The sequence below is a fragment of the Nonomuraea aridisoli genome (assembly GCF_003236395.1).
GTDB classification, from domain to species: Bacteria; Actinomycetota; Actinomycetes; order Streptosporangiales; family Streptosporangiaceae; genus Nonomuraea; species Nonomuraea aridisoli.
This window is the reverse complement of record NZ_POUD01000338.1, coordinates 1-8962: the sequence shown is the minus strand read 5'-3', so window position 1 is coordinate 8962 and position 8962 is coordinate 1. Positions and strand designations below refer to the sequence as shown.

Sequence of the window (8962 nt, the reverse complement as noted above, 5' to 3'; positions counted from 1 at the left end):
CCACCGGGGTGGCCTCCGGGGCAGGGGCCGGTGACCGCGTGTCCAGCGGGGGCGGCGCCTGGCCGCCGTCGAAGGGCACGATGTCGCGTTCGGCCGCACTCTCGTCGCCGGCGCCGCGCGCGACCCGGCCGGCCTGTACGTGCTTGATCAGCAGGAGCCACAACCACAGCGCCACGGCGACCATCACCCAGGGCGCCACGGCCACGCCGATGGCCGCCTGCCGTACGTCGAACACGAACCGCACCGCCGTCGCCACATCGACCGCCGCGGCCGCCGCGATGAGCAGGATGAGCACGAACGCCGCCTGGAGGCGTACCAGCAGCCTGGCCGGGCGCAGCAGCAGCACGCCGAGCAGCGCCACCACCAGGAGCGCGTCGAAGGCGGCCGGATAGAGGAAGGCCAGGTCCTGCCTCGCCTCGCCCGTGACGGCGAGCGCGCGCAGATCGTCGAAGGAGAGCGCGCAGGCGGCCCCCGTGAGGGCGGCGACCGCGAGCCCCGCCAGGGCGATGCCCAGGCGGCGGAGCGTAGAGGGGGGATTCACGTCCATGGCGGTTCGAGCCTACAGAACAATGGGGGTCTGGACCGATCAAGGGAGGACCGCGTGGTCAAGCTGTCGGAAGATGTCCGCAAACTCTTGGACGCGCCGAACTACGCCACCGTGACCAGTCTGAACCCCGACGGAGGCCCTCAGTCGACCGTCGTGTGGGTGCGTACGGACGGCGACGACGTGCTCTTCTCCACCGTCAAGGGGCGCAGGAAGCCGCGGAACTTCGCGCGCGACCCACGGGTGAGCCTGCTCGTCATCGACCCCGACGACCCCTACCGGTACGTCGAGGTGCGCGGCCGGGTCACCATGACGCCCGACCCCGAGGGCGCCCTCATCGACGAACTGTCGCATAAGTACCGAGGCATCCCATGGGAGGACAAGCCGGGCACCGAGCGTTTGATCGTACGGATTTCTCCTGAGCGAGTCACTTTGCGGAGCTGATTAATCGACGTGGCGACCGCCGTGAGGCGTTAGCCTTGCGCTGTGAGCCTGCACATCTACGACACCAGCACGCGCGCCATCCGTGAATTCGTTCCGGTCGAAGCCGGCCGGGCGTCGATTTACCTGTGTGGGGCGACCGTGCAGGCTCCTCCGCACATCGGGCACATCCGCTCGGGCGTGAACTTCGACGTGCTGCGGCGCTGGCTCATGCGCTCCGGTTACGACGTGACGTTCTGCCGCAACGTCACCGACATCGACGACAAGATCATCAGGGTGTCGGCCGAGGAGGGCGTGCCCTGGTTCGTCGTCGCCGAGCGCAACCAGCGCGCCTTCACCTGGGCGTACGACACGCTGGGGTGCCTGCCGCCGACGGTCGAGCCGCGGGCCACCGGTCACGTGCCCGAGATGGTCACGCTGATGGAGCGGCTGATCGCCCGCGGCCACGCGTACGCGTCCGGCGGCGACGTCTACTTCGACGTCCAGTCCTACGCCGACCGCTACGGCTCGCTGTCCAACCAGCGAGTGGAGAACATGCGGCCGGCGGCCGACACCGACGACGAGTCCTGCAAGCGCGACCCGCGTGACTTCGCCCTGTGGAAGGGCGAGAAGCCCGGCGAGCCGACCTGGCCGACGCCGTGGGGCCCGGGGCGTCCCGGCTGGCACCTGGAGTGCTCGGCCATGGCGACCAAATACCTCGGCCCGACGTTCGACATCCACGGTGGCGGCATCGACCTGGTCTTCCCGCACCACGAGAACGAGATCGCCCAGTCGCAGGCGGCCGGCGACGGCTTCGCCCGCAACTGGATGCACAACGGCCTGGTCAAGATCGGCGCCGAGAAGATGAGCAAGTCGCTCGGGAACTCGCTGCTGATCCCCGAGATGGTGCAGAAGGTCCGGCCCGTGGAGCTGCGCTACTACCTGGCGGCGCCGCACTACCGTTCCTCGATCGAATACTCCGAGGAGGCGCTGCAGGAGGCCGCGGCCGCGTACCAGCGGATCGAGGGCTTCGTGACGCGCGCCGCCGAGGTCATCCACGACGTCGACGCCGACGCGCCGCTGCCGCAGGCGTTCGTCGACGCGCTCAACGACGACCTCGGCACGCCGCAGGCGCTGGCGGTCGTCCACGAGGTGGTGCGCGAGGGCAACGTCGCGCTGTCGCGGGGCGACAAGGAGGCCGTGGCGCGGCTGCTCGCCGAGACCCAGAACATGCTCGACGTGCTGGGCCTCGACCCGCGCTCGCCGCAGTGGCGCGGCACCGGCTCCGACCTGTCGCCGGTGGTCGACGCGCTGGTGGCGGTGGCGCTGGAGCAGCGCAAGGCCGCCCGCGAGCGTAAGGACTACGCCGCCGCCGACGCGATCAGAGACCAGCTGGCCGCCGCCGGCATCACGGTGGAGGACACCCCGCACGGGCCCCGCTGGGAGCTCAGCCGCTGATCCGGTCCTTCGCGGCCCGAGGTGTGCGGAGGCGCCAGTACCCTTGAGGCATGGCAGCTGGCGGTAGGGCTTCGGGCAGGCCCGCGAAGAAGAAGGGCCCGGCCAAGGGCACCGGGGGGCAGAAGCGCCGGTCGCTCGAGGGCAGGGGCGCGACTCCGCCTGCCGAGATGCGTCATTGGTACAAGGACAAGGCCCGCGCCGAGCGGATCTCGCGCGAGGAGCGCGGCGGCGCCCGGCGCGCCGGTCCCGCGCGCCCGCAGCGGCGTTCCGAAGACGCCCCCGAGTACATCGGCGGGCGCAACCCGGTGCTGGAGGCCCTGCAGGCGGGCGTGCCGTCCAACGCCCTCTACGTGGCCCAGCGCATCGACAACGACGACCGCGTACGCGACTCCATCAAGATCGCGGTGGAGCGCGGCGTCGCGTTGCTGGAGGTCAGCCGCGACAAGCTCGACCGCCTGACCGAGGGCGGCGTCCACCAGGGCATCGCCCTTCAGATCCCGGCCTACGACTACGCCCATCCGTCCGAGCTGGTGGAGATCGCGGAGGAGGCCGGCGAGGCGCCGCTGATCGTCGCCCTCGATTCGGTCACCGACCCGCGCAACCTGGGCGCCATCGCCCGTTCCGCCACGGCGTTCGGCGCCCACGGGCTGCTCGTCCCGTCCCGCCGCTCGGCCGGGGTCACGGGAGGGGCGTGGAAGACCTCCGCCGGCACGCTGGCGACCCTGCGGGTGGCCCGCGCGTCCAACCTGACGGCGGCGCTGCGCGAATACCGCGACGCCGGCCTGTTCGTGGTGGGCCTCGACGGCTCGGGCGACACCGAGATCGCCGACGTGGACCTGCTGGCCGAGCCGCTGGTGGTGGTCGTGGGCTCGGAGGGCAAGGGGCTTTCGCGGCTGGTGCGCGAGCAGTGCGACGTCGTGGCCCGCATCCCGATGCGCGCCGCCGCCGAGTCGCTGAACGCGGGGGTGGCGGCGGGCGTGGCCTTGTACGAAGCCGCTCGTCACAGGCGTCCCTAGCGTCTACACTGGTAGGCCGTGCCGACGTAGCTCAATCGGCAGAGCATCTGTCTTGTAAACAGAAGGTCAGGGGTTCGATTCCCCTCGTCGGCTCTGCAACCGAAAGGCCCCTGAACAGGCGTGACGCCGTCAGGGGCCTTCCTCGTTTCGATCTTCAACCGGTGTCTTCGGCACCTTGGGGAGCCACCTTGGGAGCCACCGGGTTCTCTCTCCCCAGAAGCGCGCTGGAGATGGCTTCGGTCGCGGCGCGGCGGTCGCCCTCCAGAAGGTGTCCGTAGATGTCCTTGGTGATCGCGATGCTGGCATGGCCGAGGACTTCTGACACGACGTGGAGAGGAGTGCCCTGGGCGAGCATGAGCGACGCGCCTGAGTGGCGAAGCTCGTGCGGGTGCCAGTGGCCGAGGCCCGCCTTCTTGGCCAGGCGGGAGAACAGGTGAGAGAAGGTATCCGGGTCGGACGGATTGCCGAAAGCAGTGGGGAACATCAGGCCGTGCTCCGTCCAGTCCTCGCCTGCCTTGAGACGCTCCTTGTTGTGGGCGGCTGTTGGTCTCCATCGAAGTCGGGGCGCTTCAGTCAGTTCGGGCCACGACGCCAGGTTCGGGTGATTCTCAGGACGTCCCGGGAACAGTCCGTCGATTGAGATAAGGACTTCACCGTTCACGGTGAGGGACAGGCAGTTCACGGAGTTGACGTTCCACCAGGCGCTGTAGACCCGGGCATTCGACGACAGCCGCCGGAGCGCTCCGCTCGAATACCCGAGATGGTCGAGCCCATATAAGACGACCGCCGCACCGGATCGATCCACGACCGCGCAGGGGCCCTGGCGGCGCAAGGGGAGGTTGACGAAGTGGGGCTTCACCACTTCGCGCAGCTCATAGCTGGTTCCTCCGCCCAACCGCGCGCTCACCTCAGGCAAGGGGAGAGAGTCCAGGCCGTCGTCGGGAACCACGACCGCCCAGCACGCCGCCACATCCAACTCTGGCTCACCGACCAGCCGTTGATAGTGCCCGAACACCTCGTCGGTCGAGGGGCGTCGGATATCCACGTGATGGTCTCTCCGATCATTGGTGAGAGTGGACGATGATCCTTGCATAAGCGAGGGCCGCTTCTACAACGTCAAGCGCAGGCACGGTGCCGACGACGGGCTGCCGCCTGTCACATTCCAGCGTCTGATGATCGAGAAGTGGCAAGCATCAACGGCCCTGCTGAGGGCCGCAGTGGCATAGGACCGTCTCCACGGTTTGAGGAGATTGACAGCGCTCAAGCACCGGGGTGCCCTGATCACAGGGTCCCAGTTGCAGTTTCAGTTGCAGTTCCATGCCGTCCAGGAACGTTCAAGGCAGTGCGCACACTGTCGCTGACCTGCATTTGAACGATCTGGAACGGCTCAAACTGGATCTTTTAATCCGCATGTTGGTGATCCGCTGACTTCCAAGACACCATCGCCGCGCCAGTGCCCCGACGCGTTGCCATACGGCTGACCAAGCAGGTACGTGGGCGGGCTTGCCAGCGGATCACCACGAGTATCGGCGGCTCACGCGGGCACTGGCAAGCCCATTTCCGGGAGCCACCTTGGGAGCCACCCGGATGGACGACAACGAACTGAGCCGGACAGATCTGAACGGTCCAATGACTCGCGAACAGCGCGCCGAACGAGTCTGAACGATCCTGCACATCGTTTGGGGACCTTGTAAACAGAAGGTCAGGGGTTCGATTCCCCTCGTCGGCTCCAGGTCAGAGGTCCTTTCGGAGATCATCCGAAGAGGGCCTCTGATCATTTGGGATACAGCTGGGATATGGGCCTTTTGGTCCCGTCGCGGAACGGTTTTAGGAGAGAGTCCCGCGAGATCGCCGCCCCCGCGGCCGGCGACCGCTCCCAGCGCGCCTGGAGCGTGTCCGGCAGCGACTTCCGCGCGGCGGTCGCCGCCCTGCTCGCGGGCAAGACGACGGCGGCGCGGCTCAGCTGGACGGAGGGGCTCGTGGAAGATCTGCTCCTGGTTCGGCCCGGCGCCGACAGCTACGACGTGAAGACCGTCCGGGCGTGCCTGTTCGTCCGTGGCGGTCTGCAGCCCGCCCGGTACGGCGGCCAGGTCGGGCTGAAGGCATGGATGGAGAACATGGCTCACGACCCGGATCTCGTCGTCGACGTCCGCGCGTTCCAACGCGCTCAAGGCCTGGACGACGACGGCATCGTCGGCCCGAGGACCTGGCCGGCGCTGCTACGCGTCGACTAGCGCGTGCTCGACCACCTGGTGCAGCTGTACCTGCTGCGCCGTACCGCGCTGACGTGCGACGACGCGCGTCAGGTAGAGGTAACTCCTTGCCTTTAGTCAAAGCGAGTGTGAGGGCGCCGAACTCACCGCTGCGGGTAGTGAAGTCGGGACGTGTTCATGCGCTCGAGATGCTGTCCCTAGAGGCGGGTGCGTCGCCCGCTCCGATGACGTCGAACGCAGCGGTGAGCCGACCGACGATCGTGGCCGAGGACGCCCGTGTGCCACCGGTCAGTACTTGAGCAGCACCTCGGCGACCTCGTCGGGGTGTGTCAGCATGGACTGGTGGCCGCCGGGCACCATCAGCGGCGTCAGACCGATCCGGGCGGCCAGTTCGGTGCCCGGCCGGGCCAGGGCCAGGTCGTTCTCGCTGAGGACGTACGCCGCCGGCACCCCCAGCGTCGTCACGTCATCCACGTCGAGCGACTGCAGGAAGTACGTGCCCGGCTGCGGCACGAGAAGCTCGTGGAACAGCCGCTGCGCCGCCTCGGGCAGCTCCGGCATCAGCACCGGGACCTGCTCGAACGTGACGGAGACGCTGCCGTCGGGTGAAGCGTCGATGGCCGCCCGCAGGATGGCGGCGTAGTCCTGGTTCTCGTCGATGAACGGCACACCGCGAGCCGGGACGAAGGCGTTGAAATACACGATCTTGGCGAGCCTGTGCGCGACCCGATGGGCGGCCCCGGTGATCGGGTAGCCGCCCCAGCTGTGGCCGACCAGCACCACGTTGCTCAGGTCGCGCTTCTCGATCTCGCCGGCGACATGGTCGACTGCGTCCGAGAGGTGGAGGCCGGAGCGCGAATCGCCGCCCGCCAGCCCGGGCAGGGTGATCGTCACGGCGACGTGGCCCGCGGCACGCAGGCGCTGCGCCACCGGCTCCCAGGACCAGCCGCCCTGCCAGGCGCCGGGAACGAGAACGAACGTCATCGAGATGTCGGACATGAAGAGCTCTACCTTCCGGTCGTTTCGAAATCACTGACACGATCCGGTGGCGCGTCGGAAAGTTCGCTCCGGCGCCAAGATTCTTTTCAGGCCGCCGCGCGGTGGATCATCCGCACTCGACGAACCCGGTCGGCGTCGTAGGACAGCAGCCAGCACATGGACGGCGCGCACCCTGGTCCGGCGTCGGGCGGGCTGGACACGTCGGTCTCCCACACCACGACGTCGATGCTCGCGGCCACACCGGTGAGGCGCTGCCGGGTCCCGGCCGCCGTGCGGACGTCCACCACCTGCGTCAGATGACCGATACCGCGCGTGCGGCGGCCGTTGCCGAAGACGATGTCCACGTCAGGCCACCAGCGCTCCCGCAGGAAGGCCTCGAACGTGCCCTGATGCCCGGCCGCGACGGCCTCCTCCGCCTCCCGGCGGCGCTTCGCCGCCACCGCGGCCATGTCGTCGTATGCGTTGTGCCGGGAGGCCGACAGCGTACGGGAGAGGATGCCCCGCGCCTCGTGCAGCCTGCGGCGGACGGTGCCGACCGGGACGCCGCAGGCGGCGGCGATCTCGTCGTAGCGGGTGACCGAGGAGAAGTACCGCAGCAGGGTCACCGTACGCAGGGGCGGGGACAGCAGCCCGACGGCGTGCCAGACCCAGTCGCGCTGCGCGTGCCGCTCCAGCACCTCCTGCGGATCGGCTGCCCGCTCGGCGGACGGCGGCAGGTCTCCGGCCAGGATCGCGGTCGTGGCATTCAGCCGCTTGCGGCAGAGGTTGCGGACGATCATCCGCAGCCACGGTCCCACGGCGGCGGGATCGCGTAGATCTCCGATCCGGGCCAACGCGGTCAGCGACGCGTCCTGGACGGCGTCCTCGCTCTCGGCCGGATCCCGCAGCATGCTCACCGCCACTGCCAGCATTCCCGCACGATGCCGGGCCAGCAGCGTGCCCAGCGCGGCCGAGTCACCGGACTGAGCGAGCAGCACCAGTTCACGGTCGAGGGTCAACGTTGGCGGGGAACTGAACACTTCGTCACTCTGACACACGTCGTTCCAACGGTGGCTGCCAGGCTTCTCAGTGCGCAGTCGTGGGTGGAGCGGTTGTGGACGGCCCAGAACCGGATTGACGGCGTACAGGTCCAACGGGTCGCCGGAACCGCGGGGACCGGTAGCGATGATCTCGGCGAGCGTTTCCGGAGCCGACAGAACAGCGAGTGCGAGGTGGTGAGCTCCACGACCGTCGTCGGCTGCGTCGAGCGTCCCCGAAGTCCATGCGCAGGGCCCCGACGGCGGCAGGGCCGGCGACAGCATGCGTCGCCAAGGGCAGGTTGATCGCATTTCCTGAGGTCGGCCCGTACGCCGGTCTCGGCGTCACGCACCCTATGGCCGCCGTCGGCATCCAGGTCGACGCCTGGGACGAAGAGGTCTGGGCCCGCCCAGCGGCGCGCGAGGAGGCGCAACTGCTCCGCATTGGTTCTGACAGCATCGTGATGGTGGTCGAGCGGGCGTACTTCGCTGGCGAGCAGGCCGTGGAAGTCGCCGACATGGTAGTCCCGGCCGACAGTACGAAGGTGATCTACAACGGGCCAGTGGGCGACGGCGGTCGCGCTGACCATGGATTCCACAGACGGCTTTGGGTCGCTCCTCCGCCAGGCAGCGTATGGCGTAGTGCGTGCCATTGCTTCATTGGACATCGTGTACACCCGCCCCAATCTGGGGACTTTCGTGTCTCCGCGAGGAAAAGAAGACGCCGACCTGGGATCACAACAGCCACTATGGTCGGCCCATCTCTACCAGAGGGTGCCTTTGCCCCCCTCGCGCCGGAGCCATCACGATGACGATATTCAGCCCGACGGTGCGCCGGCGCTGTCTGTCGCGGGCGCTCGCTCGGCCCTGCGTAGCGAGCTGGTCGATTAGTGACAGTGGTGAACACCAGTGGACGATCTCGAACTGGTTTCTGACCAAGCTCGTTGGCCTCACTCCTGCCGTCGGCCGCTGATCGGAACGACCACGGCCGAACCTACGGAGTCGAGCAGGCGCTGATCGAGGGCTTCCTACTCCCGGACGGGCCCAGGGGCAGGCCCTGACCCACCAGTGAGGTGGGGTGGTGATCGTCCACGTGGTCAGCCGTTGGCGTCGGCGTTCTGGCAGACCGGGATCTCCAGGATGGTGGTGCGGAGGCCGTCGGCGTCGGTGAGGTGGTCTTCTGCTGTGGGGCCGGTGATGTTCAGGTGGTGGCGGTGTATCCAGGCGAACAGGTCCTGGCCGGCGTGGATCACGCTGGTTGAGGGTGGGACGACGGCTCGTACGACGGTGCGGGTG

At 68.4% G+C, this 8962-nt stretch carries 10 protein-coding genes and 1 tRNA gene; 6 read left to right on the top strand and 5 right to left on the bottom strand.

The features are described from left to right. Positions 1 to 547, bottom strand: a 547-nt coding sequence (locus C1J01_RS42940; RefSeq protein ID WP_111184783.1) for a DUF2637 domain-containing protein, incomplete at its 3' end; no start/stop codon positions are given. Between the two features lie 54 nt (positions 548 to 601). Between C1J01_RS42940 and C1J01_RS42935 the strand changes: the two genes are divergently transcribed. The 4 genes from C1J01_RS42935 (at position 602) to C1J01_RS42920 (ending at position 3531) form a co-directional block, all read left to right on the top strand. After that, complete coding sequence (locus C1J01_RS42935; protein WP_111184782.1) at positions 602 to 988, top strand: PPOX class F420-dependent oxidoreductase; 387 nt, start codon at positions 602 to 604, stop codon at positions 986 to 988. A gap of 42 nt (positions 989 to 1030) precedes the next feature. Next, positions 1031 to 2422: a cysteine--tRNA ligase gene (gene cysS / locus C1J01_RS42930; protein WP_111184781.1), complete on the top strand. Its 1392-nt coding sequence runs from the start codon at positions 1031 to 1033 to the stop codon at positions 2420 to 2422. 50 nt (positions 2423 to 2472) lie between these two features. Next, complete coding sequence (rlmB, locus tag C1J01_RS42925; protein WP_111184780.1) at positions 2473 to 3438, top strand: 23S rRNA (guanosine(2251)-2'-O)-methyltransferase RlmB; 966 nt, start codon at positions 2473 to 2475, stop codon at positions 3436 to 3438. Positions 3439 to 3458: 20 nt separating this feature from the next. Next, positions 3459 to 3531: transfer RNA gene (locus tag C1J01_RS42920), tRNA-Thr, on the top strand. 61 nt (positions 3532 to 3592) lie between these two features. Here the strand turns inward: C1J01_RS42920 and C1J01_RS42915 are convergent. Next, positions 3593 to 4483, bottom strand: coding sequence for a tyrosine-type recombinase/integrase (locus tag C1J01_RS42915; RefSeq protein WP_181449277.1), 891 nt, complete (start codon positions 4481 to 4483; stop codon positions 3593 to 3595). A 751-nt stretch (positions 4484 to 5234) separates the two neighbouring features. Between C1J01_RS42915 and C1J01_RS42910 the strand changes: the two genes are divergently transcribed. Beyond that, complete coding sequence (locus C1J01_RS42910) at positions 5235 to 5672, top strand: peptidoglycan-binding protein (protein ID WP_111184778.1); 438 nt, start codon at positions 5235 to 5237, stop codon at positions 5670 to 5672. A 267-nt stretch (positions 5673 to 5939) separates the two neighbouring features. Here C1J01_RS42910 and C1J01_RS42905 read toward each other — a convergent pair whose 3' ends face one another. Together C1J01_RS42905 and C1J01_RS42900 are read right to left on the bottom strand one after the other, a co-directional pair. Next, positions 5940 to 6650, bottom strand: coding sequence for an alpha/beta fold hydrolase (locus tag C1J01_RS42905; protein ID WP_111184777.1), 711 nt, complete (start codon positions 6648 to 6650; stop codon positions 5940 to 5942). Positions 6651 to 6736: 86 nt separating this feature from the next. After that, on the bottom strand, positions 6737 to 7627 hold the full coding sequence (locus tag C1J01_RS42900; RefSeq protein WP_220040397.1) for an RNA polymerase sigma factor: 891 nt from the start codon (positions 7625 to 7627) through the stop codon (positions 6737 to 6739). Between the two features lie 284 nt (positions 7628 to 7911). On the opposite strand from C1J01_RS42900, the gene C1J01_RS53885 reads away from it, so the two are divergent. Beyond that, positions 7912 to 8478 carry a UTRA domain-containing protein gene (locus tag C1J01_RS53885; protein WP_111184776.1) on the top strand — a complete coding sequence of 189 codons (567 nt, stop codon included), beginning with the start codon at positions 7912 to 7914 and terminating at the stop codon, positions 8476 to 8478. Between the two features lie 285 nt (positions 8479 to 8763). Here C1J01_RS53885 and C1J01_RS50590 read toward each other — a convergent pair. Next, positions 8764 to 8962 (bottom strand): hypothetical protein (locus C1J01_RS50590; RefSeq protein WP_220040396.1); only part of this gene is annotated, 199 nt, incomplete at its 5' end.